The sequence below is a fragment of the Streptomyces hyaluromycini genome (assembly GCF_002217755.1).
Taxonomy (GTDB): Bacteria; Actinomycetota; Actinomycetes; order Streptomycetales; family Streptomycetaceae; genus Streptomyces; species Streptomyces hyaluromycini.
This window is the reverse complement of record NZ_BCFL01000029.1, coordinates 252,549-278,272: the sequence shown is the minus strand read 5'-3', so window position 1 is coordinate 278,272 and position 25,724 is coordinate 252,549. Positions and strand designations below refer to the sequence as shown.

The following is a 25,724-nucleotide window of genomic DNA, read 5'->3' as shown; positions in this document are numbered from 1 at the left end:
GAGACTCCCATCCTGACAAGAGAGGAGTTTGACAACGTCGGTGCGCTCCTCGACGCCAGGAAACGTGACACGGCTCCGGTGACGAGGAGCGACACAAACGCCCTCCTCCTTCGGGTTATCCACTGTGCCGAGTGCGGCGGACGCATGTACTACACGAAGGCATCCGGGAAGAGGAGACAAACGTCTACGGTTGCCGAGCTCCCTCGCAGGGGCGCAAGTGCGACAAGCCATCCACGATCAAGGCGGAGTGGGCTGAAGAGTACGTTGCCCGGAAGTTCCTGGGCATGGTCGGCTCGTGGGAGGTCATCGAAACCCGCAAAGTCGCTGGCTACGACCCTGGGCCGGAGATCAACGAAGTATCAGCCGAGTTGGAAGAGCACATGAAACAGTCCGGGCGGTTCCGGTCTGAGGCCGGACGTCGGATCTGGGAAGAGAAGGCGACCGCGTTGGAGACACGACTCGCTGAGCTGGAGGCGACTCCTCGACGCCCTCCGTCAACCGAGGTAGTGCGTACTGGGCGAACGTACGCGGACACGTGGCACGCCAAGGACGACGCTGGCAGACGTCGGATGCTGCTAGACGCGGGCGCGCTGCTGACGGTGGGTCAGGGCCGGAAGGGCAGTCGCTACGCCGTCGATGAGGCGCGCTTCGACTTTCAGATCGGCGAACACGGTGACCCCGAGGCGGAACAGCTGGCCGACATCCTCGCGCAGGAGCGTGAGTCCTAGCGAGAAGTAGAGCCCCCGCCGGATCATCCCGACGGGGGCTCTTCTACGTCTGGGGGGTGTACTCCGCAAGCCGGCGGAGACGGAGGACGGCGAAGATGATTACAAGTTCATCACGGCTTGACGGGTGCTCGTGGCGACCCTTCGGGGTCTGGCGACCGTTGAGCCACCCTCCTCGACGTCGCGCAACCTCCGCCTCATCCATAGGGCCCTGTGGATAACTCCACAGCGTGACGAATTTCTGTGGATTCGTTACTGGGTGTTGCCTCTTGGGTCAGTCTCGGTGCCAAATGGCCAAACAAACCCCTGTTTTCATTTTCTCTCTACACGCGTTAGAGAAGTTTAGAAATAGGGGGTTTGTTTGACACTTTGGCCCTCGGTCTGTCCAGGCCCTGCGGAGGACGTACAAAGATCGCTAAGACCTAACGCTTCCCCCATAACCATAGTAGGAGGGGGAGGACGTGCGACGCCGGCGACTGGCGCGGCGACCGCTCCCCACTCCTTGACGGCCGGCGCCGCTCCTGCGCTCCCCGCTCTCTCCTCCGGGTTGAGGCGCGGTTGCAGCGGCTCCGGCCGTCCCGAGGTTTCCGCTCGACGTCCAGGGGCTAGCCACCGAGTCTGATGGTCACCTTGTTGATGTCGATGGTCTCGGACTCGACTTCACCGTTCGCTGTGTGCCCAACCCAGCTCTCGCCGTTGTTCAGTGCGGCCCAAGCTTCCGCGGGGATGTAGATCTCCAGGTTCACGGCGTTCTCAAGTCCTGGCGTCGAGTCGATGCTGAATGCGTTCGTCATGGTGGCGGACTCTACTGCCTCGCTGTGACGTCACGCCTCCGTAGCTCAGTTGGTCAGAGCGCCGTCCTCGTAAGACGGAAGTCGCGCGTTCGACTCGCGCCGGGGGCTCTGGCGAGTGTGGGCGGCATGCTTCGCGAGCATGCCGCCCATGGCGGGCTAGTTGCGAACTGCTACGACGAGCAGAAGCACCATCGCCAGTGTGAAGGCCAAAATCTCCACCTCTCCACCTCCTCTCTGGGGGAATCCGGGTCCGGCCACGCAACCGCGCGGCGGCAGGAGGCCCGGCCCGTCCCCCCGATCAACCGGAGGTGGCACCAGAGCGAGTATCTATTAACTGGCGTGCGAGTGCACGTCGTTCGGGACGTAGTTCAGCGGTCAGAGCACCCGCTTTGGGAGCGGGGAGTCGGAGGTTCGAATCCTTCCGTCCCGACAACAGCCCCACCCTGGGAGGAGAGATCCCCGGGGACGGGGCTGCACGACGTTACGCGGACGGCAGCTTCACCTTGAACACAGCCTCCGCGTCCGGGTCTTCGGTGTAGGTGTAGCTCAAGACTCCGCCCTTCCGGGCGACGTCGAGCACAAGCTTTCCGGTCACCGACTGGCCAGGCTTGTACTCCGTGTCGAGACTCGCGCCCGTACCGACGCCTTCGAGCGTCGTGACGTCCTGCGCGGCCGTCGACGAGTCCTCCCACTTGAGGTTGCCGTACGTCATCACCCGTGCCGGCGACTTGCCTGTGTCCTTCATCGTGAGCGTCAGCTCGACGTATTGCCCCTGCGGCTTGTTGGTCGTTCCGACCTCCGCTGGCGTCACGTACTTCGCGCTGACGACCGTGACGGACATCGTCGATGTCGCCTTGAAGGCGCCCGAATCGTCGGTCTCGCCAACGGCGTACGTGCCCGTCTGGCCAACGCTCAGAACCGGCGCGGGGGCTGCGGAGGAGGGCGTACTGGACGGCTCCTGCGGGGCGTCCTGGACGGCCGCGTGAGTCGCACTGGCATCACTGCCATCCCCACGAGTAATGCTCAAGACCTGTGGATCGACTCCGGGAAGGAACGCGGAGGGCGTACCTTCCCGATGATCCTTTGATGGTCTCCGAGTAGGCCCGCGTTCGCAGCGCGGGTCGGGAAGGCACGCCCGTGCTCAGCGTAGTCACCGATGATGGCTCCACCCAGTCCGGCTCCCTGATCGACGAGATCGTGCGAGAAGGCGCCCGGCGAATGCTGGCCGCCGCGTTGGAGGCGGAAGTCAACCAGTACATAGCCGAGTTGGCTGCCGAGACCGACGAGCGCGGGCACCGTCTGGTGGTCCGCAACGGCCACCACCGGCCCCGCACCGTGGTCACCGCGGCCGGCCCGGTCGAAGTCCGGGCCCCGCGGGTCAACGACCGACGCGTCGACGACGCCACCGGCGAACGCAAGCGGTTCTCCTCCAAGATCCTCGCGCCGTGGTGCCGCAAATCCCCGAAGATCTCCGAGGTGCTGCCACTTCTCTACCTGCACGGATTGTCGTCCGGAGACTTCGTGCCCGCCCTGGAGCAGTTCCTCGGCGGCACAGCCGGCCTGTCGCCCGCCACGGTCACCCGGCTGACCAGGCAGTGGAGCGACGACCACGCTGCCTTCCAGGTCCGTGACCTGTCCGATCGAGACTTCGTCTACGTGTGGGCCGACGGGGTCCATCCGAAGGTCCGCCTCGGCCAGGCGCACTCGTGCGTGCTGGTCCTCCTGGGCGTGCGACTGGACGGCACGAAGGAGCTGATCGCTCTGGCCGAGGGCCTGCGCGAGTCCACGGAGTCGTGGGCCGACCTGCTGCGCGACTGCCGCCGACGCGGCATGCGGGACCCCGAGCTGGTGGTCGGCGACGGCGCCATGGGCCTGTGGCGGGCGCTCGTCGAGGTGTTCCCGGCCGCGCGGCCGCAGAGGTGCTGGGTCCACAAATCCCGTAATGTCAACAACTGCCTGCCCAAGTCCGCGCAGCCCGGCGCGACGAAGGCAATGCAGGAGATCTACAACGCCGAGGGCCGAGACCACGCCGAGAAGGCGATCGACGCGTTCGCGAAGACCTACGGCGCCAAGTTCCCCAAGGCAGTCGCGAAGATCACCGACGACCGCGACGAACTGCTCGCGTTCTACGACTTCCCCGCCGAGCACTGGATCCACCTGCGAACCACGAACCCGATCGAGTCGACATTCTCCACCGTCAAACTGCGAACGAAGGTCACCCGCGGGGCCGGCAGCCAAGCAGCGGCACTCGCGATGGTCTTCAAACTCGTCGAGTCCGCCCAGGCTCGTTGGCGAGCGATCACGGGAGCCCACCTCGTTGCACTCGTCCGCTCCGGCGCCCGATTCGAGAACGGCGTCTTGGCCGAACGGACAGACACGCGAGCCGCGTGATCTTACGGTTCATCTCGCATGCTGTCCCCGTCAGGAGCAAAGGAGAACCCGATGGACGCGCAAGCGGCCCCCTCCCACCACGTCGTGCAGCGGTACTTCCAGATGTGGAACACGGGCGACACCTCGATCGCTCCGGAAGTACTGAGCCCGGACTGGACCGACCACGCACACCCAGAGGTGACCGGGCCCACCGACGTTCAACGCGCCGTCACGCAGACCCACGCCAGCCGACCAGGACTCCGATTCCACATCGACACCATCCTCGGCACCGACGACTTGCTGTCCGTGGTCGGCGGCGTCGGCCACGAAAGTCGCCCAGGCGCCATCGACAGCCATCTCATCTGGCTGATCCAACTCCGCGCCGGTCAGATGGCCGAGATGTGGACCTACCGCCGGAACACTCCCTGACGCTGCCGATCCACAACTCTTGACGATTGCTCCATCCCCCCACCTGACGAGCACCCTGCCAGCACTGCCGCACACAGCAGAGCTGCGGCCGGCACACGGGCCCGACGAACGTACCTGCGCATAGCGCACCCCCATGAAGCGGTGGCCTCCCCTGGCCACACGGAGCCACAGCGTAAGACACAGGCGTGCGAGGAGGAGGCGCAATGGTGTGGCAGAGCAGCACACGCAGAGCGCGCCTTCCACGGAACTGGGCACGGCTCAGAGCACGGGTGCTGAGGCGGGACAACTACCAGTGTCAGGAGCGGTTCAGCACAGGCGAGATGTGCGCAGCACCAGCCACTGACGTGGACCACATAGCGCCCGGTGACGATCACAGCATGGCCAACCTGAGGGCGCTGTGCGCGTGGTGCCACCGACAGAAGAGCAGCAGTGAGGGAGGTCATGCAGCAGCCCTCACGCGCGTGTGTACAGAGCGACCAAAGCAGACCCACCCAGCGCTAGAGGGCTAGCCCGCGAGTGACGTCTACCGCCTCCGCCAGAAGTGCATCAGTTCTGCAAGCGCCCTGATGATTTCCGGGCGCTCCGAAGCGTCTGTGTTGCGCAGTGAAATGAGGAGTGACAGAAGGATCGCCTGGGTGGTCAGCCCGACGACGCAAAGCAGCAACCAAGGCGCACCGACGGAGACTTGTTCTATTACGGCCCACACGGGTGGAACCCCTTCGAGACGGTGGACGCCGCATGCGAGGGGAATTGAAGCCCACAGGAACGACAACCCCGACGACGCAGGCGGCTGCCTGCAATCCCAAGCGGTGTCCGCGCACACCGGGTCCGTCTCCCGAGACGGGTCATCGAGGCCCTATCAGGCCGCCTGCTACTGCTCGTTGCTCCACAGAGCGCGGTCAGCTAGGCGTACGGAGCACGCCTCAACTCAGGCACCTTGGTCTCAGCGGCCAGCCTTCCAACTGGCGATGCCGTGGGCAGTAGATAAGACCATACAACGACACGAGAGGCACGGTCCGCGCCATGTGCGAAAGACAGCGGCTTGCCCCGCAACCGCACACTCAGCGCTGGAGGACTAGCCCATGAGCGGAGCCCATGTGGTGCTGGAGGAGGCGGACGACACAGGCGCGGACGGCGTGGTCGTCACCCGCGTCTCCGTGAACGGTGTCGACGTTGGCAGGCTTGCGGAGGCCCCGAAGATCGTGGTCGGCACGAAGGATGACGTCACGAAGATCACGCTGACGCTGATCCCGAGTCGCCTGGAGATCCGCGGCGAGCACGCTGACGGCGAGCGTCGAGAACCTCGCGCAGGCTTCGCAGCGAAGATCGACTAGCCCAGAACCAGGGGGTGATCCCCCACCGGCCCGGTATGAAGACCGTACAGGTGCTGGGCGTCGCTGTCTGTACGGGTCTGGGGGAAGTGGACGAGGACGCCACAGGCGCCCGCTGGCGGCTCGAACGTCGGCTCCCTGGACTGATTTGGCCCCCGAGGCGGCACTCGGGCGCACAGAGCTTCGGTTGCGCAACATGTTAGAAAGTCCCTGGTCAGACATTGTTTTACCGTTACCGGCCGCACTAGAATGGGACCCATGAACACACGGAAATGCGAATGGTGCCCGGAGCACCTCGGCGCGAGGCACTCGCACCGGGCGCGCTTCTGCTCCACGCGTTGCCGTGTCGCCGCTCACCGCGCGGCGAAGAACGACGCGACTCCCCGAGAGCTGACGACCTGCGACAGGTGGGTCCGGCGCTCCGCGGACAAGAGGCCGCTGACGATCGGCGGCATGCCGGCGTCCTCGACCGACCCGCGGACGTGGAGCACGCACAAGGACGCCACTGCCTCGACGGCCGGCGTCGGTCTGGGCTTCGTCCTGAGCGACGAGGACGACATCGTCTGTCTCGACCTGGACCACTGCGTGAACCCGCTTACCGGGCAACTCGCTCCGTGGGCCGCAGCAATCGTCCGCGACGCGGGAGCCACCTACGTAGAGGTTTCCCCGTCCGGCGACGGGCTGCACATCTGGGGCCGCGCGTACGTCCGACAGGGACGGAAGCTGCGTCGCCCCGACGGTACGGCCGTGGAGGTCTACGGGACTGGCCGGTACATCGCAATGACGGGGCGCCGACATGGCAACGCACCGTTGACTCTGGCGAACGTGTCGGCTGCTGTGTCGGCGCTCTTGAGGTAGCCCCGAGCGGAGGCCTGGACCCCCGCCGGGTCGGGGCACACCGCTCTTCTTCCGGCACACCCCGGTGTCCGGCACTTACTTACGGCCGCACTTGGAACAGCGCTTCTTCTTTCTCCCATCAGCCTGATTTGCGCTGTGAGACTCGCTGCGACGTACGTGTACGTCTATCGCAACTCGCCACGTGAGACCGCTGCTTACGGCAATCGCCAGCATCAGTTGGAGCATCTCCACTGTTCATCCTCCCTTCGATCACTCACCGCCCCCATCGGGAGGACGTGCCGCCATCTCGGGTAGTCCGTGAATGGTAGGGACTCCCGAAGGCGGGCGACTAAGGAGAGATCTAGAAGAGGTTGACAGTCCGAACACTTCAATTGTCCTAGTAGACCTGATCAAATTCAAGGTGCAAGCACTGAACATTACTGCGGAACCCTAATAGTCGGTAGTCCAAGTTTCGCGGTATCCGGTTTTGGAGTAGTGAAAAGGAGGATCGATGGCAGGCCGCGGACCCGCCCCGAAAGACCCCGCAAAGCGGCGCCGACGCAACGCCTCGGAGCCGGACACGGTCCTCACCCCTGACGACGAACTCCGCGGTCCGGAACTGCCGGAGGGCGTGCTCGGTGTCGACGAGGACACGGGCCTGTTGGTCGAGTGGCACCCCCGAACCGTGGCGTGGTGGAACTCCTGGCGCACGTCGCCAGTTGCACAGACCTTCGTCGCAACCGACTGGGACTTCCTTATCGACACCGCGCTCATGCACCACACGATGTGGGCCAAGGGCCGGTGGGAGTTCGCTTCTGAAGTACGGCTGAGAGCTGCCAAGTTCGGCGCCACGCCGGAGGACAGAGCCCGGTTGAAGCTGAAGGTCGACGACCCCACGAGCGCCCCTCAGCGGCCCGCTCAGCGCTCCGACGGAGTGACTGACATCAACTCGCGCAGGGCGCGTCTCACAGGCTAGGAGACCGCGTGCCGCACGTAACCGTGCGCGCCCCCGGTCACGACCGTTCCCGCTCGCTCGGGTGGATGGCGGTCGCGTGGATGGAATTTATGGTCGTGCACGGTCCTGGCGACGTCCAGGGCGAACCCGTGCGCCACGGTGACGAGTACACCGGATTCGTAGTCGACTGCTACGCGGTCGACGAGCCCGCCGGAAAGATGCTGTACGACTCAGCGTTCTTCTCCCGCCCGAAGGGCTGCGACAAGTCTGGTCTCGGCGCCCGCATCGGCCTCTTCGAGGCGTTCGGCCCCTGTCGCTTCGCCGGCTGGGCTGAGGGCGGGGAGGTCTACCGCGACCCGTGGGGCTTTGGCTTCGAGTACGTCTACGAGCCAGGCGAGCCGATGGGCCGGCCGGTTCGCGTCCCCTACCTCCGCATCATGGCGACGGAGGAAGGCCAGACCGGAAACGTCTATGACACCATCTATTTCAACCTGACCGACGAGGCGTCACCCCTTTCCCAAATCCCGGGCGTAGACCCCGGATTGACGAAGATCAATCTCCCTGACGGCGGAGAGATAACTCCGTCGACCGCGTCGTCCTCGTCGAAGGATGGTGGTAAGGAAACGTGGGTGTGTTTTGACGAAACACACCTGTACAACACCCCGGAACTTCGGCGCATGTACGCCACGGTTACCCGTAACCTCCGCAAGAGGAAGAAGGGCGCCGGAACGTGGTACTTGGAAACAACGACCATGTTCGCCCCGGGGCAGGATTCCGTAGCGGAACGCACCTACGAAGAGGCTGAGGCCATTCGTGAGGGGAAGAAGAAGCGCGGTCGCGCTCGACTCCTCTACGACCACCGGTACGGCATCTGCAAGAACCTCAAGGACGAGGATGAACTCCGCGCGGCCGACGAGGCGGAGGGACGAGAGCCCGTTGGTGCGGAGCGGGATCTCTTGGACTTCTTCGAGCGGGCTGGCTGGGACGGTACTGCCCTCGTCGCCGCGCACCGTCAGCACGTCCGCGACGAGGTGGCCCGGGACCTGGAGCAGATGGACGGCACGAACCTAGGCATGAGCCTCTACCGCCAACAGGCCGTGAACGTTGCCAGAGCGGGACTGACACCGAAGGACGCCCAGCACGGTCGTACGCTGAGGGCATGAGTTCCCAGACCGGCCCCTGTGCAAGATGCCACCAGCCCACCATCCGCTATGCCCACGGAGCCAACCCGCTGTGCCCGGAGTGCCTGGAGATCGTCCGGGCCGCGCGAGGCGGCAAGTACTGAGGAGACAGCCCCCGTCGGACGTGCCGACGGGGGCTGTCTTGTATCCATATATTCGAACACTGTTGCGAATACCTGACCCGCCCGCGTACAGTCAGCGATGTCGCCAGGTGTGACTGAGTGCTTCAGTTGGCCGCTCCGTGCTCAAGAGTCGGGTGGCGGTCTGGCCTCAGGTGCTGGAGATGATGACGGCCAGGAGCTCGTGATGGATGGCGGGCTTGGCGAACAACGCTGCTCCTGTGTCGGTGCGCTGTTGACCTGCGAGGTCGCTGAATGCGCCGCCGGCTTCTTGGACGATGGGGATCAGAGCGGCGATGTCCCAGGGGCCGGCCCCGAGCAGGAGGAAGGCGTCCAGCTGGCCGGTGGCGACGAGGAGGCCGCCGTGGCAGGTGCCGGATCCTGTGGACGGTTTCCGGGGTGGTGGCGTGCTGGTTTCTGCTGCGGACCAGTCGAGCGCGGGACGGGTCCGTGCCGTGTGTCCGGCCAGTTTCGCGGCGATGGCTCGGTGCGGCTCGCTCAGTCGGTGAGGGGGCGGCCAGATGCCGAGAACGGCGTCGTGACCATGGCCACCAGGGGTGATCGTCAGCCTGCGTGAGTGTGCTGGTGAGCGGGAGGGGCTGGGTCCTGTCCATGCGCCGGCACCTGGCGCGGCCCACCAACGGCTGCCCAAGGCGGGCGCGGAGACCATGCCCAAGGTGATGGTGCCGTGGTCTTCGAGGGCGATCAGGGTGCTCCATTCTGGTTCGCCCGCGACGAAACTCGCGGTTCCGTCGATGCCGTCGATGATCCAACGGCGGCGAGCTTTCCCTCGCTCTCCGTACTCCTCGCCGATGAACGCGTCATGGGGACGCCGTCGGCGGATCTCGGAGCGCAGGGAGTGTTCGATCTCCCAGTCGGCGTCGGTGACCGGGCTTCCGTCGTTCTTGGTGTGGACGGTGAGACCGGCTGCCGTGAAGTAGCGGCGGGCGATGCCGTCGGCCAGGTCAGCCAGATGGTGAGCCAGGGCCAGATCCGTCGCGTTTGCCATACCCATGGCCTTCCCATCGAGCCTTGTGCGATCACCTTGCTTGCCGAGCCGACACGTCCATGCGCGGTGCAGCGAGATCCACCGCCAGCCTGCGATGCCAGAGCAGATGCACCACGTGCACCCGGGCGACCGGCGGGACCGCGGTGGCCTCGACGAGTTCACCCAGGCGTCGGGGACGCTCCGCGACAAGCTCCCGCACCTGGTCGCCAAGCCCCAGCGGGTCCGTCAACGGCCGCCGCCGGCCGACAGCGTCTCCAGGCCCGTCATGACCTCACGGCGCCAGCCGGTCACCACCGAATACCGCCAGCCCGCAGCCTGCGCGGCCTGCCGGGCGGCGGCGAACCGGAGCACATCCCGCTCCTTGACCAGGTGGGCGGGGCGGACGTCCAGCAGCCAGCCGCCCTCGCCGCTGACCAGCAGGAAGTCCGGGATGTGCTCCCCCTTGCCGTCCTTCGAGGAGAACCGCGGACGAAACGGCTGCGACAACACTTCGTCCCCGCTCGCCACGAAGTCGACGGCCAGCAGCAGCCGACGCTCAGCCAGGCTCTCGAAGCCGTGCATCCGGCCCGTGGCCTGCAGGTACTTCAACCCAGGACGGTGACGCTGATCAGCCCGCCACGTGAATCGGCGTACCGGCACTGTGATGCTGGTCGGAACGGCAGCCAGCTCTCGTACCGCACAGACGACATCGGCGTCCGACGACTTCCACACCGCACTCCACCGCCGAGACCAGCCCTCGCCGACCTCCAGATGCTCAGCAACCTGCTCATCCAGCACGTACGGCGCGATCAGATCATCCAGCCCGCACGTATGCGACCACACCGGCCCGCAGGGCCCCGTAGAGACCTCCACCAGCCCAGCACAGCCGATGAACCCGACATAGCGGTCGACTTAATCGAAACCGGCATCAGCTACCTGAATCCATCGCTGTCCTCCGGCCAACTGTGACGCTCAGAGTGGCCAACAGAAGCGCTCAGTCACACCAGGGCACACCTGGAGACCCAGCGTTCTGTGTCTTCCGCCCCTCGCAGGACGTTGCGCCCGATGTACGAAGCCCCTGCCGGTCGCTCGTCCGGTAGGGGCTTCGTGCGTTGTACGAGACGGCGGTAGGCACTCTTGACGCTTCGGCCCCGTGGGCGTGACTCTCGTAGAACATTGCGCAATCCGCGTGACAACGGAGGTCATCATGACGCTACGGTTCTTCGGGAAAGACCCCGAGACCAACGGCGACCACTGCCCGACGGTGTGGCTCGACGAGGAGAAGCAAGAGTTCGTAGTCCAGGGGTGGAAGGCCGACGAGGCACTTCAGGCAGAATGCCTTGTCACGGGGCCGATCCCCGACACGGAGGCGGTCGTCAGGCTGCCCGTCCGCATGGCGGAGCAGATCAGGGAGGCGCTCGATGCCGCGGAACGTTCCCCCGTTCGCTGAGTTGCTTGCAGGCTGTCGCTTCTCTGCCGTCCACCTGGAGACGCATGACGTCTACGGGGTCGCCGAAGAAGACGAGGACTTCGCGGCCTGGCGTGCAGGGAGTCGGTACGTTCTCGACGACCGGCCGACGTGGTGGAACTCCTTCCACAGCGCCGTGTCGGACGCGGTTGGTCGCGGCGTCGTGGTGCGTCGCGCTCGCGTCGTCTCCGAGCCGGTGGGGGAGTACATCCGGTACGAGCACTCGTGCACGCCGCAGAACGTTGCGGCCGGCGAGGACGTCAGATGGCTCCCTCGACGTCTGGCGTCCGATCTGCTCATCCCTGGCAACGACCTGTGGATCTTCGACAACCGCCTGATCCGTTTCAGCCTGTTCGCTGGAGACGGACGGTTCGTCGAGGACGTCATGGAGGACGCACCCGACGTCGTGAAGCGTCACGCTGAGGCGTTCGAAGCCGTGTGGGAGCGTGCCATCCCTCACGCGGACTTCGAGGTCTGAGCGTCCCTGGCCATGCAATCTCCCTACCCGTCTGCTGCCCTCGACGAGGCCCGCCGCGCCATCGCGGAGAAGCTCCGAGAGATCCGGCGTGATGCCGGCCTGACGGGTAGGGAGGTCGCGGACCGAACGGGATGGCTGCCCTCGAAGGTGTCCCGACTGCAGAGCGCCACAACACCCCCGTCCGACGCCGACATTCGCGCCTGGTGTGTCGCCTGCGATGCAGAGGACAGGATCCCGGATCTCCTTGCCGCGAACCGCACGGCTGACTCGATGTATCTGGAGTGGCGTCGTGTCCAGCGGAGCGGATTGCGACGGCTCCAGGAGTCCCGCATCCCGCTGTACGAGCAGACGCGGACTTTCCGCGTCTACAGCTCCAGCGTCATCCCCGGCTTTGTCCAGACGTACGAGTACGCCGCCGCACTCCTCGGGAACATCGCGCGCGTGCACGGAACGCCGGAGGACGTCGACGAGGCTGCGGCCGCACGCATTGATCGCTCGCACATCATCCGTGACGGACGTCGACGGTTCGGTCTCCTCCTGGAGGAGTCGGTCCTCCGCCACGTCGTCGGTGACTCCGTAGTCATGGCTGGACAGTTGGGCTATCTCCTCTCCGTCATGGCGTTGCCGGCCGTCTCTGTCGGCATCATCCCTGCCGGACGGGAGCGGCCCATGTGGACGCTGGAGACGTTCACGCTCTTCGACGAGGAGCGCGTGTCCGTCGAACTCCTCACGGCCGGTATCACCGTGACAGCCCCTGGGGAAATTGCGATGTACGCACGCGCCTTCGAGGAGATGACCGCACTTGCGGTCTACGGTGCCGACGCCCGCGGGCTGATCTCGTCGGCGATTGACTCGCTCGACTGAAGTTGCATAGAACTTCGTAGAACTCCGTGGAACTGCGCCCCCTTGCGCGCCTACCGTCGAAGGACAGAAGCACTTAGGCGGAGGCGCGAGGATGACGATTCAATCACTGGGAGGACAGGGGGCTCGTCTTCTGCCCTGGTCCGAAGACGGCAAGTGGTGCTTACTGAAGACTGACGACCCCAACGGCCTCATCTCTCGACTTGCTGACGGCCTGGAGGAGGAGCAACTCGGTTCCGGGGAGGCAGTCCTCAAAGCGGCCCGCAAGGTGCTGGACAACCCCCTGTCAACGCACGCCGAAGTCAGGTACGCACTACTGCGCGCGACGGAGTCTCTGACGTCTGTACTCCGGATTGCCGAGAGTCGCGGGATGCGTCTTGAGGACGTGGACGAGGTGGCGGTATGACGTCGCCCGACCCGTACCCCGAAGTCAAGTCCCGGCTTGAAATAGGCGCACTGCCAGGGCGTAGCTGGATCGAGTGCGTCAACTGCATCGAGCACCAGTGGATGAACGCCAAGGGCGCCGTTGAGGGCCCTGGAGAGGATCCGGTGACGCAGGATCCCGATGAGTGGGCGCTTGAGCACAACGCCAAGTACCCCACCCATACGCGGTACCGCACTGTCAGCCAGACCAACTTCCGCGTCGTACCGAGCGTGCAGCCGGAGCGGACGACATGACGAGCGCGGATGTCTGCGGCATGTCGAGGACACTGCCCTACTGGTTCGTCCGGCGGGAGCGGCAAGTCACCGGACTCAACTGGGAGGGCGTGACGGTCTCCTGCCGTCTGGAGCCGCACGAAGGCGACGACCACGTGGCCAACCTGATGCTCGACGGCGAGCGGCACGGTGAGTACCACTGGAACGCATCGCCCACCCCCTAGACCCGCAGCCGGCGCCCGTTCGTCGACTGCGGAGGGCGCGGCGGGGGCCGGGTGAGGTCGGCAAAATCTCGCTCGGTACCCCGCCAGCGTCCGAGCCTCCTACGCGGTGTGCTGAGCCATCCAAGGCCGCGAAAGAGGCTGCTGCACGGTTGGTCGGCCTTCGTGGCTGTGCAGCGTCCGGAAGGCCTCCCCTGCCTCCGCCGTAGGGCAGGGGAGGTGTCCGGCCAACGCTTCTCGTCCTGCCTTTTGGTTAGCGCCTCTCTGGAGGACGAGGCGCCGCCCGTCGGAGGAGTCCGTTCCCACATGCGGACTGCCCGGGGCGGTACTGCCCCGCTCACAGGTCCCGCCTGGCCCCGTGAGCGGGGCTTTAAAATCTGCGTCCGCCCTTCGGACTGGGGTCCGGGGAACAGCGTGGCGGACGTGGCGCCTGGGTGCCGCACTTCTCTTTCAGAGCCTGCCGGAGGAGTGAACCAGGCGTCAGAGCCCCGTCCTGCCTGGTCCACGGAGCCAGGGAGGGCGGGGTTTCTTCGTTTCCGCAGGTCAGATGCCCGGACGGTATCGGATGGGATGATCTTCAGGCACCTCTACGATAACAATTTTCCATCCGTCCGGATCGGCGATCCACATCTCGACCAGGCCCCACGGCTCCTTCACGGGCGGGCGCACGATCTCGACGCCCTTCGCCGCCAGCTCGTCGTGCGCCGCCGCGACGTCGGCGACCTGGAGCCACAGTTGTACGGCCGGCGGGGCTGGGGTGCCCGACCGCCCGGAGACCTCCAGGAACCCGCCGCCGAGGAAGTAGACCGTGCCGCGCTCGGGACCCTCACCGAACTCGCGGTAGACGGCGAGGCCGAGCTGCTCGCCGTAGAAGGCGCGGGACCGCTCGGGGTCGGCGGGGTGGATCAGCGTACGGCTGCTCAGTACATGCACCATGCGACCGGAGCGTAGCGGCAGGGGCCATATCGGGACGAGCGGGGCGCTGGGCGCCGGGAGTCGCGAGCCGGGATGTGGCGGGAGCCGACGGCCGGGGGCGGGAGTCGTCGCGGGCACCGGCGGATGCGCGTCCAGGAGGCCGGGCGGCGGGCATCGGCAGCCAGGGGGCGAAAGCCTCGGGCGGCGGCCGGCGGCGGCACCCGGTGGCCCGGGAGCCGGGAAGCGGAGCCGGGCCGCGGGGATAGGGTCGTGCCCGGCTCAGTCGTGCTTGAGATCGGAGAACCCGCCCATGGAGAACACCGCCACCGGACTGACCTTCCGCGACGCCACCGGCGCCGACGTGGACGTCCTGGTCGCGTTGGTCGAGTCGGCCTACCGGGGCGACGACAGCCGGGTCGGCTGGACCACCGAGGCGGACATCCTGGAGGGGCAGCGCACCGACCCGGAGGGCGTCCTCGAAGTGATCAAGGCGCCGGACGGCAAGCTGCTCGTCGTCGAGCGGGACGGCGCGGTCGTCGCCTGCTGCCAGCTCGAACACCGTGGTGACCACGCGTACTTCGGCATGTTCGCGGTGAGCCCCGCCCTCCAGGGCGGCGGCCTCGGCAAGGTCGTCATCGCCGAGGCCGAGCGTCAGGCGAGCGAGGACTGGGGCGTCACGGAGATGCACATGACGGTGATCTCGGTGCGCGACGACCTGATCGCCTGGTACGAGCGGCGCGGCTACCGCCGTACGGGAAAGATGACGCCGTTCCCGTACGGCGAGGAGCGCTTCGGCATTCCGCAGCGGGACGACCTGCAGTTCGAGCTGCTGGTCAAGCCGCTGGTGTGAGGTGCGGGCCGGCGTTCACGCGGTGAAGCGGGCGGTGCGCTTGATCTCCGGGTAGTCGGTCGTCGCGCCGTCCAGCTGCAGGGCCCGCACCAGCCGCAGATCGTCCTGGGTGTTCACCACCCAGCCGAGCACCCGCAGGTCCGCCTTGCGGGCGTGCTCGACGACCTCCAGGGTCAGCCGCCGGATGTTCAGGCAGAGGGTCGCCGCCCCCGCCTCCCGGGCCCGCTCCACCACGTCGGTGCCGTAGCGGCTGGCGATCAGCGCGGTGCGCACCCCCGGCACCAGCCGGGCGATCTCGGCGACCGCCTCGTCGTGGAACGAGGAGACCTCCACCCGGGAGACCAGGTCCCGGCGCTGCATGACCTCGGCCAGCGCGCGGGCCGCCGCCACGTCCTTGATCTCGGCCTGCAACGGGGTCCGCACCGAGTCCAGGACCTCCTCGAACACCGGCACCCGCTCGCCCCGGCCGGCGTCCAGCGCCCGCAGCTCCTCCAGGGTCTTCTCGGCGATCGGGCCGGTGCCGTCGGTCGTGCGGTCCACCTCCGCGTCGTGCATGACGACCAGGGCGCCGTCCTTGCTGAGGTGGAGATCGAGTTCGATCAGGTCGAGGCCGGCCTGCTGGGCGGCGGCGAAGGAACGGAGGGTGTTCTCGGGCTCGACGCCCATGACTCCGCGGTGACCGATGGTAAGGAAGTTCAAGATTCAACTCGCTTCCGTCGACGGCGGCGGTGGGGCAGGCGCGCGAACCGTACGACGGACGTCGCTGTCCACGCGGCTGGGCGCAGCCTAATGGCCGCCCGTCGCGATGAACCCGTACGTACACGGGGGGATTGGCGCGCCGGGTGTGCGATACCTGGCCCGTGCCCCGGTCGGCGGTCACCCGGTGGTGGGCGCGTCCCGCCGCGCATTGACCGGCCGGATCCATACGGCCCCCCCGGAGCTGACACCTCGTCACCGGCCGTAGTGAATGTGAGCGCCTTCGCGGTTTCGCACAGGAAAAAGCGCGGTGAAGAAGGGGTGCCGCAGGATAATTTCCCGAGTGCCCCCTTGCTGGGAGAAACCCCGTATGCATACGGTGTCCTTACGGAAGCTTCTCCCGTGGAGGATGGGACATGACGGAAATTCTTGTGCAGGTGGGTTCGGAGGAGCAGGTTCCTCCCGTGACCAGGGTGGTCGAGCACCCGGCGTGGCCCGTCCTCAAGGACTCCGTGGAGCGGATCCGGCCATGGCAGTCGAAGGACGGGGCGATCGACTTCGACGCCGAGGGCGCGCCCGCGCCGGCCGACGCCGAGGCTGCCGTACGGCGTGTCGTCGAGGCCGTGGAAGAGCTGTCCCCGCTGCTCCCGCACGACGCCGCCTACCACCGGGCGCTCGTGGCGGACCTGCGGCGCTGGGCCGACGGCGGCTTCCGGGTGCCCGACTTCCTCGACTCCCTGCTGGCCTTCCAGCCCGCCGCGGGCCGCGCGGACGGCCTCCAGCACCTGGTCGTCTTCCCGATGTACACGCAGAACGGCAACCCGGACCGCAACCTGGAGGCGGTCGTGCTGCGCATGGTCTGGCCGGACTGGCTGGCCGAGCTGGAGCGCACCCGGTACGACAACCCGCTGTTCTGCGGCATCAAGTTCGAGGACTTCACGGCCGGCTACGACACCAACTCCGCCGTCCTCTTCCCCGAGACCATCGCCGTACGCGAGGCGCCGGAACGATTCTCCTGGGGCGGTATCTTCTGCGACCGCGAGGCCGCCCGCTTCCGCCGGGTCACCGACGCGGCCGTCGGTATCCTCGGCCTGAACCTGCCCGAGGACATCGCCGCCATGGTCCACGACCAGAAGCGCTGCGAGGAGGCCTTCGTGCTGTGGGACATGGTCCACGACCGCACCCACAGCCACGGCGACCTGCCCTTCGACCCGTTCATGATCAAGCAGCGCCAGCCGTTCTGGATGTACGGCCTGGAGGAGCTGCGCTGCGACCTCACCGCCTTCAAGGAGGCCGTGAAGCTGGCCGCCGACGGCGTTCCGCAGGCCCGTGACGTGCAGTACGCGGTGCTCTTCGACCGCATGTTCCGCTTCCCGGTCACCGGCGACCGGGTCCGCAACTACGACGGGCTCGGCGGCCAGCTGCTCTTCGCCTACCTGCACAAGCACGACGTGGTCCGATGGACCGACAACAAGCTCGCCATCGACTGGGCGCGCGCCCCGCAGGTCACCAACCAGCTGTGCGCCGAGATCGAGAAGCTCTACAAGGACGGCATCGACCGCCCGAAGCTCGTCCACTGGTTCGCCGGGTACGAGCTGGTCGCCACCTACCTCGCCCCGCACCCCGGCTCCAAGTGGGCCAAGGGTCCCGACGCCCTGGACCTGACGCTGCCGCCGCGCAAGCTCGTGGACGACGTGCTTCCGGACGAGTTTCCGCTGAGCATGTTCTACGAGGCCCTGTCCAAGAAACTGAAGAACGTGATCGCCGAGACCAAGGGCATCACGGCGGACAGCGCCGAGCCGGTCGCCGCGTGAGCGACCGGCACCGGAACACGGCTCAAGAGGGGAACGACATGGTGGGCAACGGTGCTCTCAGCGGTGCGGTGATCGCGGTGGCGGGCGCGGGCGGACCCGCAGGGCGTGCGACGCTGGTGCGGCTGGCCGAGGCCGGCGCGACCGTCGTCGGGGCGGACAACGATCCACAGCGCCTGTCGGAGGCCGTGGACGCGGCCCGCTACGCCTCCGGTGGCGCGAGCGTCACGGGTGACACGGTGGATCTGCTCGACCTCCAGTCCACCCGGGACTGGGCCACCCACGTCGAGAAGGACTTCGGCCGCGTCGACGGTCTCGTGCACCTCGTCGGCGGCTGGCGCGGCAGCGAGACCTTCACCAAGACCAGCCTGGACGACTGGGACTTCCTGGAGCTGCTGCTCGTCAAGACCGTGCAGCACACCTCGCTGGCCTTCCACGAGGCGCTGCAGCGCAGCGAGCGCGGCCGGTACGTCCTGATCAGCGCCTCCGCCGCGAGCAGGCCCACCGCGGGCAACGCCGCGTACGCCGCGGGCAAGGCCGCCGCCGAGGCGTGGACGCTCGCCCTGGCCGACTACTTCCGCAAGGCCGGGGGCCCCGAGGGCCCGACCTCCGCCGCTGCCATCCTGGTGGTGAAGGCGTTGGTGCACGACGCGATGCGCGCCGAGCGGCCCAACGCGAAGTTCGCGGGCTTCACCGACGTCAAGGACCTGGCCGAGGCCATCGAGGGCGTCTGGCACCAGCCCGCCGCCGAAGTGAACGGAAACCGTCTGTGGCTGACCGAGAAGCCGTGAACCCTCCCAGGACCGACGCGCGTCGCCACCACGACCCGCAGGTCCGCGGTTTCGCCAGTGACAACTACGCCGGAGCCCACCCCGAGGTACTGGCCGCGCTGGCCCTCGCCAACGGCGGCCATCAGGTCGCGTACGGCGAGGACGAGTACACCGAGAACCTCCAGCGGATCGTCCGCAGCCACTTCGGGGGCACGGCGGAGGCCTTCCCGGTCTTCAACGGCACCGGCGCCAACGTCGTCGCGCTCCAGGCGGTCACCGACCGCTGGGGCGCGGTGATCTGCGCCGAGAGCGCGCACATCAACGTCGACGAGGGCGGCGCCCCCGAGCGCATGGGCGGACTCAAGCTGCTCACCGTGCCCACCCCCGACGGCAAGCTCACCCCGGAGCTCATCGACCGGCAGGCGTACGGCTGGGACGACGAGCACCGTGCGATGCCGCAGGTGGTGTCGATCACCCAGAGCACCGAGCTGGGCACCCTCTACACGCCGGACGAGATCCGCGCGATCTGCGAGCACGCGCACGCGCACGGCATGAAGGTGCACCTGGACGGCTCCCGGATAGCCAACGCGGCGGCCTCCCTGGACGTCCCGATGCGCACGTTCACCAACGCCGTGGGCGTCGACATCCTCTCCCTGGGCGGCACCAAGAACGGTGCCGTGTTCGGCGAGGCGGTCGTGGTGATCAACCAGGACGCCGTCAGCCACATGAAGCACCTGCGCAAGCTGTCCATGCAGCTCGCCTCCAAGATGCGCTTCGTGTCCGTGCAGCTGGAGGCCCTGCTCGCCAAGGACCTGTGGCTGCGCAACGCCCGGCACGCCAACGAGATGGCCCAGCGGCTCGCCGAGGGCGTCCGGGCCGTGGACGGCGTGGAGATCCTCCACCCGGTGCAGGCCAACGGCGTCTTCGCCAGGCTCCCGCACGACGTGAGCCTGCGCCTGCAGAAGCGCTTCCGGTTCTACTTCTGGGACGAGGCGGCCGGGGACGTGCGCTGGATGTGCGCCTTCGACACGACCGAGGACGACGTGGACGCGTTCGTGGCGGCGCTCAAGGACGAGATGGCGCGCTGAGTGCTGCGCGGGGAGCGCCGCGATCTGCCGACCGCAGCTCCGTCGTGGCTGGTCGCGCAGTTCCCCGCGCCCCTTACGGGGCGCTGCAGAGCCGCCTGCTGCATAGATATGCGGTCACCTGAAAAGTCATTGACGCCCGGGTGGCCGCATTCCTATGCTCTGCGGGCATGGAGCTGATCCAGAACACCGCCGACCTGTCCGCCTACCTGGCCGCTGACGAGGTCATCGACTATCATCATCCTGTGGTCCGGGAGACCGCTGCCCGACTGGCGGCGGGGGTCGGCGATTCGTATGCCTATGCGCGGGCCGCTTATGAATTCGTGCGGGACGCCATCCCGCACTCCCAGGACTCCGGCGACCTGCGCGTGACCTGGCGTGCCTCGGACGTGCTGGAGCAGGGCACCGGCATCTGCTACGCCAAGGCCCACGCCCTGGCCGCCCTGCTGCGGGCCGAGGACATCCCCGCGGCCCTGTGCTACCAGCGGCTGGCGGACGACGACGGTCACGGCCATGTCGTGCACGGCCTGATCGCCGTCCGCTTCCACGGCGCCTGGCACCGGCAGGATCCGCGCGGCAACAAGCCGGGCGTGGCCGCCCGGTTCTCCCTCGACGGCGAGCGGCTGGCCTGGGTCCCCGACCCTCGGTCCAATGAGATGGACTACCCGGTCCTGTACGCTGAACCCCACCCGGTCGTGCTCGGCGTGCTCAAAGCGGCGTCCGACCGCCCGTACCTCTGGAAGACGCTCCCCACCGCACTCTGAGGCAAGGCAGATGACTCTCACGCTCACCGTGTCCGACGAGGTGCGCGCCCTCGCGCCCGGCTTCACGCACCTCGTGATCGAGGCCCACGGCCTGGTCAACGGGCCCAGCACCGAGGCGAGTTCGGCGCTCCTCGACGACGCGGCCCGCCGTCTGGCCGTACGCCTCGACGGGCGCGCCCCGCACGAGGACCCGCACATGGCCGCCTGGCGGACGGCCTACACGGCCTTCGGCTCCAAGCCGTCCCGCACCCGCAACTCGGCCGAGGCGCTGGCCAGACGGGCCCTCGCGGACGGCGGCCTGCCCCGCATCAACCTGCTCGTCGACCTCTACAACGCGATCAGCGTGGCCCACCTGATCCCGGTCGGGGGAGAGGATCTCGACCTCGTCCAGGGCGGGATGCGCCTCGTACGTGCCACGGGGGAGGAGGACTTCGTGACCGTGGCCGGGGGCGAGGAGGCGGTCGAGCACCCCGACGCCGGCGAGGTCGTGTGGTGCGACGACACCGGTGTCACCTGCCGCCGCTGGAACTGGCGCCAGGGCCCCCGCACCCGTCTCACCGAACGGACGACCTCGGCCGTCTTCCTGCTGGAGAGCCTCGCCCCGATGCCGGTGCCGGAGGTGGCGTCGGCGGGCACCGAACTCACCGAACTGCTGGAGAAGTTCAGCCCGGGCGCCCGCGTCGAGGTGCGTGCGCCGGAGCCGGCGGGCTGAGGCTCAAGGCCGAGGCCCGGGGCCGAAGCCCGGGGTGAGTGAGGCTCAGATCGCCTCGGCGGCCTTCAGCTGGTCCAGCGTGGGGGCCGTGCCGCCCAGGTGGGCCGGGAGCCACCAGGTGTCGGACGCGTCCTTCGGGCGGGCCGGGTAGGCGCGCTGGGCGGCGTCGAGGAGCTCCTGGACGCGCTCGCGCAGCCGGCGGGTGATGGCGCCCGCGTACTGGTCCCGGGGCGCCTCGACCGGCTCGCCGACCCGGATGGTGACGGGCAGGTGGTCCCGCTTGAAGTTGCGCGGCTGGCCCTTGGTCCAGATGCGCTGGGTGCCCCACAGCGCCATCGGGACGAGCGGGACGCCGGCCTCCTGGGCGAGGCGCGCGGCGCCCGACTTGAAGCTCTTCAGCGTGAAGGACTGGGAGATCGTGGCCTCCGGGAAGACGCCCACGATCTCACCGGACTTCAGCGAGTCCAGCGCGTGCTGGTAGGCGGCCTCGCCCTGCTTGCGGTCCACCGGGATGTGCTTCATCCCGCGCATCAGCGGGCCGGAGATCCGGTGCCGGAACACCGACTCCTTCGCCATGAACCGCACCAGGCGCTTCTGCGGCAGGGCCGCCAGGCCGTCGAAGACGAAGTCCAGGTAGCTGATGTGATTGCTCACCAGCACGGCGCCGCCCGAGCGCGGGATGTTCTCCGAACCCTGGCAGTCGATCTTGAGGTCCCAGACCTTGAACAGCGTCTTGGCGAAACCGATGACGGGACGGTAGACCAGCTCTGCCATGGGCGGGACGGACCCTTTCTGCTCTGCCTGGGAAAGGGGCTCCCGGCGGGAAAGTTACGCAGCCGTAGGTTTACGGCGTCTCGCAGATCGTGCCCGAAGAACGGACGGGGAGCCAGCCCTGGTGCCCGGGCGCGGCGAGATTCTCGTCACGTTCTTCCCTTGATCCACCTCGCGCTTTTAACCTGCCTTTACTCCGGGCGTGCCGCCGACCGCCGGATGAGCAGGAACATCTCGCAGCCCAGGCAGTACCCGAATGCCGCATTGAGGAAGGCCGCGGCGAGCGCGGCCCCGGTCGCCGCGAGGCCCAACCAGGCGGGCCCCAGCGTGAATCCGACCAGACCGAGCCCCGCGAAGACCAGTCCCACCGCCTGTGCGAACCGCGGGGGCTCCGGCGACTCGAACTCCGTCGGCGGGCCGAGCCGCGGTCGTACGGCCGTCCGGAACACCCAGCCGTACGGTGACCGGGTCACGCCCCCGGCCGCGCCGAGTGCGAACGCCAGTGTCTGCCAGGCGAGGATCCAGGGGCTGCGGGTGATCAGTGCGGCGGCCAGTACGGCCGTCGTCACGGCCGCCGCGAACCGCGGCCCACGTGCGTCGATGTCCATGAACCAAGGATTCCGCCCCGCGGGCCGGTAGGGGAGCCGGGAATCTTTGCAGTCTCGTGAACGCTTTTCCGGGTGATGGGCGGTCTCGTGGATCCTTGTCCGGTGATGACCGGACTGGTGGTGTGCGTGGCGGTGCTCGCGGCGGCGAGCGTCTACGGAGTGCTGCACAGGCGGCGGAGCGGGAGGGTACGGGTGCGGGGGCGGGACGACGGCAAGCGGCTCGGGGCGGCCGAACTCGGCGGCGAACTGGGCGAACGGGCCACGCTGGTGCAGTTCTCCAGCGCCTTCTGCGCCCCCTGCCGGGCCACCCGGCGGGTGCTGGGCGAAGTCGCCGGGATGGTCCCGGGCGTCACCCACGTCGAGATCGACGCGGAGGCCCGCCTGGATCTCGTACGCGAGCTGGAGATCCTCAAGACCCCCACCGTGCTGGTGCTCGACGCGGACGGCCGGGTGGTGCGCCGCGCCACCGGACAGCCCCGCAAGGCGGACGTCATCGCGGCGCTGGGAGAGGCGGTCTGACGGACATGCCGATGACGGTGAGGCACCTCCCATATGCCGGAACGTACTTGACCGGGCGCACCACCTATCGTCAGCCTGACCGTATGGCTCAGGAACTCCTTCTCTACGGGCGGGTCCACGTGGACCTGGCCCGCACCGCGAGCGCGCGCTGTCCGGGCTGTTGAGCAGCCACGGACCCGAACGCCGCCTCTCGCAGAAGGACAACTCCATGACGGCCACGCCCGACCTCGGCACTCCTCAGCTCGCCTCGCCCGACCTGCTCCGCTCCGCCTTCCGGCGGCACGCGGCCGGTGTGGCGGTGATCACCGCGCGCGGCGCCGACGGCCCGGTCGGCTTCACCGCCACCTCCCTCACCTCCGTCTCCGCCGAGCCCCCGATGCTCTCCTTCGGCGTCGGCACGGGTGCCTCCAGCTGGCCCGCGATATCCACCGCCGAGCACATAGGCGTCCACGTCCTCGGCGAGCACCAGGCGGAGCTCGCGGCCACCTTCGCGCGCAGTGGCGCCGACCGGTTCGGGGCGCCCACCGGCTGGCGCGACGGTCATGCCGGTGTCCCGGTCCTCGACGACGTCCTGGTGTGGCTGGTGTGCCGGGTCGTCGCGCGCGTGCCGGCCGGTGACCACCGCATCGTGCTGGCCGAGGTGCTCGTCGGCGATCCCTCCCGCGCGGGCCGGCCGCTCCTGTACCACCAGGGCGGCTTCAACGGTCTGCGGGACTGATCACGCGCCCCTGGTTCCGCGGATCACACGCCCCTCGTTCTGCGAACGCGTCGAGTTCCGGTTACGCTGCGTTGCGAAGGTCACAGTTCAAAGCGCTTGCTTAGCGGGAATGAACTGGCTGTACTGGTGAGTAATATTTCGTTCGGAGCGCGCGGCCGCCCCGACCGGGATGAGCCGCTTGAGGCGCCTATGCTGCCTGCAAGAGGCAGCCCAGAAGAGACGATGCAGTAGGAGAGCCGGCGTGAGCCTGAGGATCGTTGTCACTGTGAAGTACGTGCCCGACGCCACTGGCGACCGGCACTTCGCCGATGACCTGACCGTCGACCGTGACGACGTGGACGGTCTGCTCTCCGAGCTCGACGAGTACGCGGTCGAACAGGCGCTGCAGATCTCGGAGAACTCGGACGACGACGTCGAGGTCACCGTTCTGACGGTGGGTCCGGAGGACGCCAAGGACGCGCTGCGCAAGGCGCTGTCGATGGGCGCGGACAAGGCGATCCACGTCGAGGACGACGACCTGCACGGCACCGACGCCATCGGCACCTCCCTGGTGCTGGCCAAGGCGATCGAGAAGGCCGGCTTCGACCTGGTGGTCTCCGGCATGGCCTCCACCGACGGCACCGCCGGCATCGTGCCGGCCCTGCTCGCCGAGCGGCTGGGCGTCCCGCAGGTCACCCTGCTCTCCGAGGTCTCGGTCGAGGACGGCACGGTCAAGGGCCGCCGCGACGGCGACGCCGCCAGCGAGCAGCTGGAGGCCTCCCTGCCGGCCGTGGTCTCGGTGACCGACCAGTCGGGCGAGGCGCGTTACCCGTCCTTCAAGGGCATCATGGCCGCCAAGAAGAAGCCGGTTCAGTCCTGGGACCTGTCCGACCTCGACATCGAGGCGGAGGAGGTCGGCCTGGAGGGTGCCTGGACCGCGGTCGAGGACGCCACCCCGCGTCCGGTCCGCACCGCAGGCACGATCGTCAAGGACGAGGGCGAGGGCGGCAAGCAGCTCGCCGAGTTCCTCGCGGGCCAGAAGTTCATCTGAGCCCCGCACTCGCTGACCGCCCCTCAACTGATCCAAGCAGGAGAGCATTCCCATGGCTGAAGTCCTCGTCTACGTCGACCACGTGGACGGTGCCGTCCGCAAGCCCACCCTGGAGCTGCTGACCCTGGCCCGCCGCATCGGCGAGCCCGTCGCCGTCGCGCTCGGCAACGGCGCCGCCGACACCGCCGCCGCGCTGGCCGAGCACGGTGCGGTGAAGGTCCTCACCCACGACGCGTCCGAGTACGCCGACTACCTGGTCGTCCCGAAGGTCGACGCCCTGCAGGCCGCCGTCGAGGCCGTCTCCCCGGCCGCCGTCCTGGTCCCCTCCTCCGCCGAGGGCAAGGAGATCGCCGCCCGCCTCGCGCTGCGCATCGGCTCGGGCATCATCACCGACGCCGTCGACCTGGAGGCCGGCGACGAGGGCCCGGTGGCCACCCAGTCGGTGTTCGCCGCGTCCTTCACCACCAAGTCCCGCGTCGCCAAGGGCACCCCGGTCATCACGGTCAAGCCCAACAGCGCCGCCGTCGAGGCAGCCCCGGCCGCCGGTGCGGTCGAGGCCCTCGCGGTGACCTTCTCGGCGGCGGCGACCGGCACCAAGGTGACCGGCCGTACCGCGCGTGAGTCGACCGGGCGTCCGGAGCTGACCGAGGCCGCGATCGTGGTCTCCGGCGGCCGCGGCGTCAACGGCGCCGAGAACTTCGCGATCATCGAGGCCCTCGCCGACTCCCTCGGCGCGGCTGTCGGTGCCTCGCGTGCCGCCGTCGACGCCGGCTGGTACCCGCACACCAACCAGGTCGGCCAGACCGGCAAGTCGGTGTCCCCGCAGCTGTACATCGCCAACGGCATCTCCGGCGCGATCCAGCACCGCGCGGGCATGCAGACCTCGAAGACCATCGTGGCCGTCAACAAGGACGCCGAGGCCCCGATCTTCGAGCTGGTCGACTTCGGTGTGGTCGGCGACCTCTTCGACGTCGTCCCGCAGCTGACCGAGGAGGTCAAGGCCCGCAAGGGCTGATCGCCGCCGCAGGGCTGTCCGAGGCCCCCGTGACCGACACCGGTCG

33 protein-coding genes and 2 tRNA genes are annotated in these 25,724 nt (G+C 68.0%); 27 read left to right on the top strand and 8 right to left on the bottom strand.

The features are described from left to right. Positions 1-131 precede the first annotated feature (131 nt). A complete protein-coding gene (locus SSP29_RS40365) occupies positions 132-728 on the top strand; it encodes a hypothetical protein (RefSeq protein ID WP_145969009.1) in 597 nt (198 codons plus the stop codon). 602 nt (positions 729-1,330) lie between these two features. Here SSP29_RS40365 and SSP29_RS52655 read toward each other — a convergent pair. Next, on the bottom strand, positions 1,331-1,519 hold the full coding sequence (locus tag SSP29_RS52655) for a hypothetical protein (RefSeq protein WP_145969008.1): 189 nt from the start codon (positions 1,517-1,519) through the stop codon (positions 1,331-1,333). Between the two features lie 34 nt (positions 1,520-1,553). On the opposite strand from SSP29_RS52655, the gene SSP29_RS40360 reads away from it, so the two are divergent. Continuing rightward, positions 1,554-1,627 (top strand) — tRNA-Thr (locus tag SSP29_RS40360). 249 nt (positions 1,628-1,876) lie between these two features. Beyond that, a tRNA-Pro gene (locus tag SSP29_RS40355) sits at positions 1,877-1,949 on the top strand. A 51-nt stretch (positions 1,950-2,000) separates the two neighbouring features. Here the strand turns inward: SSP29_RS40355 and SSP29_RS40350 are convergent. Continuing rightward, positions 2,001-2,360 carry a DUF4352 domain-containing protein gene (locus SSP29_RS40350; protein WP_089105896.1) on the bottom strand — a complete coding sequence of 120 codons (360 nt, stop codon included), beginning with the start codon at positions 2,358-2,360 and terminating at the stop codon, positions 2,001-2,003. Positions 2,361-2,656: 296 nt separating this feature from the next. Here SSP29_RS40350 and SSP29_RS40345 point away from each other — a divergent pair, with 296 nt between their 5' ends. The 8 genes from SSP29_RS40345 to SSP29_RS61015 all read left to right on the top strand — a co-directional run bounded on the left by SSP29_RS40345 (position 2,657) and on the right by SSP29_RS61015 (position 8,726). After that, positions 2,657-3,910 carry an IS256 family transposase gene (locus SSP29_RS40345; protein ID WP_089105895.1) on the top strand — a complete coding sequence of 418 codons (1,254 nt, stop codon included), beginning with the start codon at positions 2,657-2,659 and terminating at the stop codon, positions 3,908-3,910. Between the two features lie 51 nt (positions 3,911-3,961). Beyond that, positions 3,962-4,318: a nuclear transport factor 2 family protein gene (locus tag SSP29_RS40340; RefSeq protein WP_167450112.1), complete on the top strand. Its 357-nt coding sequence runs from the start codon at positions 3,962-3,964 to the stop codon at positions 4,316-4,318. A gap of 203 nt (positions 4,319-4,521) precedes the next feature. Next, positions 4,522-4,827 (top strand): HNH endonuclease, encoded by a 306-nt coding sequence (locus SSP29_RS61395; RefSeq protein WP_089105893.1) that lies wholly within the window; start codon positions 4,522-4,524, stop codon positions 4,825-4,827. 573 nt (positions 4,828-5,400) lie between these two features. Beyond that, positions 5,401-5,652, top strand: a complete 252-nt coding sequence (locus SSP29_RS40325; protein ID WP_089105891.1) for a hypothetical protein — start codon at positions 5,401-5,403, stop codon at positions 5,650-5,652. A gap of 255 nt (positions 5,653-5,907) precedes the next feature. Further along, entirely contained in the window at positions 5,908-6,507 is a 600-nt protein-coding gene (locus SSP29_RS40320) for a bifunctional DNA primase/polymerase (protein WP_107436339.1), read from the top strand. Positions 6,508-6,997: 490 nt separating this feature from the next. Continuing rightward, entirely contained in the window at positions 6,998-7,462 is a 465-nt protein-coding gene (locus SSP29_RS40315) for a phage terminase small subunit (protein ID WP_089105889.1), read from the top strand. An 8-nt stretch (positions 7,463-7,470) separates the two neighbouring features. Continuing rightward, the gene (locus tag SSP29_RS40310; RefSeq protein ID WP_150135851.1) at positions 7,471-8,604 is read left to right on the top strand and encodes a terminase large subunit domain-containing protein; all 1,134 of its coding nucleotides are present in this window, start codon (positions 7,471-7,473) and stop codon (positions 8,602-8,604) included. After that, a complete protein-coding gene (locus tag SSP29_RS61015) occupies positions 8,601-8,726 on the top strand; it encodes a hypothetical protein (protein WP_275539782.1) in 126 nt (41 codons plus the stop codon). Before SSP29_RS40310 ends, SSP29_RS61015 begins: the two co-directional genes overlap by 4 nt. Before the next feature lie 166 nt (positions 8,727-8,892). Here SSP29_RS61015 and SSP29_RS40305 read toward each other — a convergent pair whose 3' ends face one another. Together SSP29_RS40305 and SSP29_RS60465 are read right to left on the bottom strand one after the other, a co-directional pair. After that, the gene (locus SSP29_RS40305) at positions 8,893-9,750 is read right to left on the bottom strand and encodes an inositol monophosphatase family protein (protein ID WP_089105888.1); all 858 of its coding nucleotides are present in this window, start codon (positions 9,748-9,750) and stop codon (positions 8,893-8,895) included. A 225-nt stretch (positions 9,751-9,975) separates the two neighbouring features. Beyond that, complete coding sequence (locus SSP29_RS60465) at positions 9,976-10,338, bottom strand: hypothetical protein (protein WP_150135849.1); 363 nt, start codon at positions 10,336-10,338, stop codon at positions 9,976-9,978. Positions 10,339-10,936: 598 nt separating this feature from the next. Between SSP29_RS60465 and SSP29_RS40290 the strand changes: the two genes are divergently transcribed. From SSP29_RS40290 to SSP29_RS40265, 6 genes are all read left to right on the top strand, one after another. After that, the gene (locus SSP29_RS40290; RefSeq protein WP_089105886.1) at positions 10,937-11,179 is read left to right on the top strand and encodes a hypothetical protein; all 243 of its coding nucleotides are present in this window, start codon (positions 10,937-10,939) and stop codon (positions 11,177-11,179) included. Then, a complete protein-coding gene (locus SSP29_RS40285; protein ID WP_089105885.1) occupies positions 11,151-11,675 on the top strand; it encodes a DUF6879 family protein in 525 nt (174 codons plus the stop codon). The genes SSP29_RS40290 and SSP29_RS40285 overlap by 29 nt, the downstream gene beginning before the upstream one ends. Before the next feature lie 12 nt (positions 11,676-11,687). Further along, positions 11,688-12,539, top strand: coding sequence for a helix-turn-helix domain-containing protein (locus SSP29_RS40280; protein WP_089105884.1), 852 nt, complete (start codon positions 11,688-11,690; stop codon positions 12,537-12,539). Positions 12,540-12,630: 91 nt separating this feature from the next. After that, entirely contained in the window at positions 12,631-12,942 is a 312-nt protein-coding gene (locus tag SSP29_RS40275; protein WP_089105883.1) for a hypothetical protein, read from the top strand. Next, positions 12,939-13,214: a DUF7848 domain-containing protein gene (locus SSP29_RS40270; protein ID WP_089105882.1), complete on the top strand. Its 276-nt coding sequence runs from the start codon at positions 12,939-12,941 to the stop codon at positions 13,212-13,214. Before SSP29_RS40275 ends, SSP29_RS40270 begins: the two co-directional genes overlap by 4 nt. Beyond that, positions 13,211-13,417, top strand: coding sequence for a hypothetical protein (locus tag SSP29_RS40265; protein WP_089105881.1), 207 nt, complete (start codon positions 13,211-13,213; stop codon positions 13,415-13,417). The genes SSP29_RS40270 and SSP29_RS40265 overlap by 4 nt, the downstream gene beginning before the upstream one ends. Before the next feature lie 540 nt (positions 13,418-13,957). On the opposite strand, the gene SSP29_RS40260 is transcribed toward SSP29_RS40265, so the two are convergent. Further along, entirely contained in the window at positions 13,958-14,350 is a 393-nt protein-coding gene (locus SSP29_RS40260; RefSeq protein WP_089105880.1) for a VOC family protein, read from the bottom strand. A gap of 289 nt (positions 14,351-14,639) precedes the next feature. On the opposite strand from SSP29_RS40260, the gene SSP29_RS57255 reads away from it, so the two are divergent. Beyond that, entirely contained in the window at positions 14,640-15,179 is a 540-nt protein-coding gene (locus tag SSP29_RS57255) for a GNAT family N-acetyltransferase (protein ID WP_089105879.1), read from the top strand. Positions 15,180-15,194: 15 nt separating this feature from the next. On the opposite strand, the gene SSP29_RS40250 is transcribed toward SSP29_RS57255, so the two are convergent. Next, a complete protein-coding gene (locus tag SSP29_RS40250; protein ID WP_089105878.1) occupies positions 15,195-15,878 on the bottom strand; it encodes a glycerophosphodiester phosphodiesterase in 684 nt (227 codons plus the stop codon). Between the two features lie 413 nt (positions 15,879-16,291). Here SSP29_RS40250 and SSP29_RS57250 point away from each other — a divergent pair, with 413 nt between their 5' ends. The 5 genes from SSP29_RS57250 (at position 16,292) to SSP29_RS40225 (ending at position 21,017) form a co-directional block, all read left to right on the top strand. Then, entirely contained in the window at positions 16,292-17,689 is a 1,398-nt protein-coding gene (locus SSP29_RS57250; RefSeq protein WP_089105877.1) for a DUF6421 family protein, read from the top strand. A gap of 41 nt (positions 17,690-17,730) precedes the next feature. Next, positions 17,731-18,477, top strand: a complete 747-nt coding sequence (locus SSP29_RS40240; RefSeq protein WP_089105930.1) for an SDR family NAD(P)-dependent oxidoreductase — start codon at positions 17,731-17,733, stop codon at positions 18,475-18,477. Beyond that, positions 18,474-19,544 carry a threonine aldolase family protein gene (locus tag SSP29_RS40235; RefSeq protein ID WP_089105876.1) on the top strand — a complete coding sequence of 357 codons (1,071 nt, stop codon included), beginning with the start codon at positions 18,474-18,476 and terminating at the stop codon, positions 19,542-19,544. Before SSP29_RS40240 ends, SSP29_RS40235 begins: the two co-directional genes overlap by 4 nt. A gap of 167 nt (positions 19,545-19,711) precedes the next feature. Next, the gene (locus tag SSP29_RS40230) at positions 19,712-20,305 is read left to right on the top strand and encodes a transglutaminase domain-containing protein (RefSeq protein ID WP_089105875.1); all 594 of its coding nucleotides are present in this window, start codon (positions 19,712-19,714) and stop codon (positions 20,303-20,305) included. 10 nt (positions 20,306-20,315) lie between these two features. Beyond that, positions 20,316-21,017, top strand: coding sequence for a B3/B4 domain-containing protein (locus tag SSP29_RS40225; protein ID WP_089105874.1), 702 nt, complete (start codon positions 20,316-20,318; stop codon positions 21,015-21,017). Between the two features lie 45 nt (positions 21,018-21,062). Here SSP29_RS40225 and SSP29_RS40220 read toward each other — a convergent pair whose 3' ends face one another. Beyond that, the gene (locus SSP29_RS40220; protein ID WP_089105873.1) at positions 21,063-21,791 is read right to left on the bottom strand and encodes a lysophospholipid acyltransferase family protein; all 729 of its coding nucleotides are present in this window, start codon (positions 21,789-21,791) and stop codon (positions 21,063-21,065) included. Positions 21,792-21,979: 188 nt separating this feature from the next. Continuing rightward, on the bottom strand, positions 21,980-22,396 hold the full coding sequence (locus tag SSP29_RS40215) for a DUF4395 domain-containing protein (protein ID WP_089105872.1): 417 nt from the start codon (positions 22,394-22,396) through the stop codon (positions 21,980-21,982). A 105-nt stretch (positions 22,397-22,501) separates the two neighbouring features. On the opposite strand from SSP29_RS40215, the gene SSP29_RS40210 reads away from it, so the two are divergent. From SSP29_RS40210 to SSP29_RS40195, 4 genes are all read left to right on the top strand, one after another. Then, positions 22,502-22,915: a TlpA family protein disulfide reductase gene (locus SSP29_RS40210; protein ID WP_089105871.1), complete on the top strand. Its 414-nt coding sequence runs from the start codon at positions 22,502-22,504 to the stop codon at positions 22,913-22,915. Positions 22,916-23,123: 208 nt separating this feature from the next. Continuing rightward, positions 23,124-23,633, top strand: a complete 510-nt coding sequence (locus SSP29_RS40205) for a flavin reductase family protein (protein ID WP_089105870.1) — start codon at positions 23,124-23,126, stop codon at positions 23,631-23,633. A gap of 241 nt (positions 23,634-23,874) precedes the next feature. Further along, entirely contained in the window at positions 23,875-24,663 is a 789-nt protein-coding gene (locus tag SSP29_RS40200; RefSeq protein ID WP_089105869.1) for an electron transfer flavoprotein subunit beta/FixA family protein, read from the top strand. Positions 24,664-24,715: 52 nt separating this feature from the next. Next, complete coding sequence (locus SSP29_RS40195; RefSeq protein WP_089105868.1) at positions 24,716-25,678, top strand: electron transfer flavoprotein subunit alpha/FixB family protein; 963 nt, start codon at positions 24,716-24,718, stop codon at positions 25,676-25,678. Positions 25,679-25,724: the final 46 nt, after the last annotated feature.

Excerpts from the sequence above, each read along its gene's own strand:
- SSP29_RS40285 (WP_089105885.1), top strand. The coding sequence starts at position 11,151 with ATGCCGCGGAACGTTCCCCCGTTCGCTGAGTTGCTTGCAGGCTGTCGC.
- SSP29_RS61395 (WP_089105893.1), top strand. The coding sequence starts at position 4,522 with ATGGTGTGGCAGAGCAGCACACGCAGAGCGCGCCTTCCACGGAACTGG.
- SSP29_RS40340 (WP_167450112.1), top strand. The coding sequence starts at position 3,962 with ATGGACGCGCAAGCGGCCCCCTCCCACCACGTCGTGCAGCGGTACTTC.
- SSP29_RS40325 (WP_089105891.1), top strand. The coding sequence starts at position 5,401 with ATGAGCGGAGCCCATGTGGTGCTGGAGGAGGCGGACGACACAGGCGCG.
- SSP29_RS40350 (WP_089105896.1), bottom strand. The coding sequence starts at position 2,360 with ATGTCCGTCACGGTCGTCAGCGCGAAGTACGTGACGCCAGCGGAGGTC.
- SSP29_RS40260 (WP_089105880.1), bottom strand. The coding sequence starts at position 14,350 with ATGGTGCATGTACTGAGCAGCCGTACGCTGATCCACCCCGCCGACCCC.
- SSP29_RS61015 (WP_275539782.1), top strand. The coding sequence starts at position 8,601 with ATGAGTTCCCAGACCGGCCCCTGTGCAAGATGCCACCAGCCCACCATC.
- SSP29_RS40305 (WP_089105888.1), bottom strand. The coding sequence starts at position 9,750 with ATGGCAAACGCGACGGATCTGGCCCTGGCTCACCATCTGGCTGACCTG.
- SSP29_RS40210 (WP_089105871.1), top strand. The coding sequence starts at position 22,502 with ATGACCGGACTGGTGGTGTGCGTGGCGGTGCTCGCGGCGGCGAGCGTC.
- SSP29_RS40230 (WP_089105875.1), top strand. The coding sequence starts at position 19,712 with ATGGAGCTGATCCAGAACACCGCCGACCTGTCCGCCTACCTGGCCGCT.
- SSP29_RS40275 (WP_089105883.1), top strand. The coding sequence starts at position 12,631 with ATGACGATTCAATCACTGGGAGGACAGGGGGCTCGTCTTCTGCCCTGG.
- SSP29_RS40280 (WP_089105884.1), top strand. The coding sequence starts at position 11,688 with ATGCAATCTCCCTACCCGTCTGCTGCCCTCGACGAGGCCCGCCGCGCC.
- SSP29_RS40315 (WP_089105889.1), top strand. The coding sequence starts at position 6,998 with ATGGCAGGCCGCGGACCCGCCCCGAAAGACCCCGCAAAGCGGCGCCGA.
- SSP29_RS57255 (WP_089105879.1), top strand. The coding sequence starts at position 14,640 with ATGGAGAACACCGCCACCGGACTGACCTTCCGCGACGCCACCGGCGCC.
- SSP29_RS52655 (WP_145969008.1), bottom strand. The coding sequence starts at position 1,519 with ATGACGAACGCATTCAGCATCGACTCGACGCCAGGACTTGAGAACGCC.
- SSP29_RS57250 (WP_089105877.1), top strand. The coding sequence starts at position 16,292 with ATGACGGAAATTCTTGTGCAGGTGGGTTCGGAGGAGCAGGTTCCTCCC.
- SSP29_RS40265 (WP_089105881.1), top strand. The coding sequence starts at position 13,211 with ATGACGAGCGCGGATGTCTGCGGCATGTCGAGGACACTGCCCTACTGG.
- SSP29_RS40220 (WP_089105873.1), bottom strand. The coding sequence starts at position 21,791 with ATGGCAGAGCTGGTCTACCGTCCCGTCATCGGTTTCGCCAAGACGCTG.
- SSP29_RS40205 (WP_089105870.1), top strand. The coding sequence starts at position 23,124 with ATGACGGCCACGCCCGACCTCGGCACTCCTCAGCTCGCCTCGCCCGAC.
- SSP29_RS40195 (WP_089105868.1), top strand. The coding sequence starts at position 24,716 with ATGGCTGAAGTCCTCGTCTACGTCGACCACGTGGACGGTGCCGTCCGC.
- SSP29_RS40270 (WP_089105882.1), top strand. The coding sequence starts at position 12,939 with ATGACGTCGCCCGACCCGTACCCCGAAGTCAAGTCCCGGCTTGAAATA.
- SSP29_RS40225 (WP_089105874.1), top strand. The coding sequence starts at position 20,316 with ATGACTCTCACGCTCACCGTGTCCGACGAGGTGCGCGCCCTCGCGCCC.
- SSP29_RS40290 (WP_089105886.1), top strand. The coding sequence starts at position 10,937 with ATGACGCTACGGTTCTTCGGGAAAGACCCCGAGACCAACGGCGACCAC.
- SSP29_RS40320 (WP_107436339.1), top strand. The coding sequence starts at position 5,908 with ATGAACACACGGAAATGCGAATGGTGCCCGGAGCACCTCGGCGCGAGG.
- SSP29_RS40215 (WP_089105872.1), bottom strand. The coding sequence starts at position 22,396 with ATGGACATCGACGCACGTGGGCCGCGGTTCGCGGCGGCCGTGACGACG.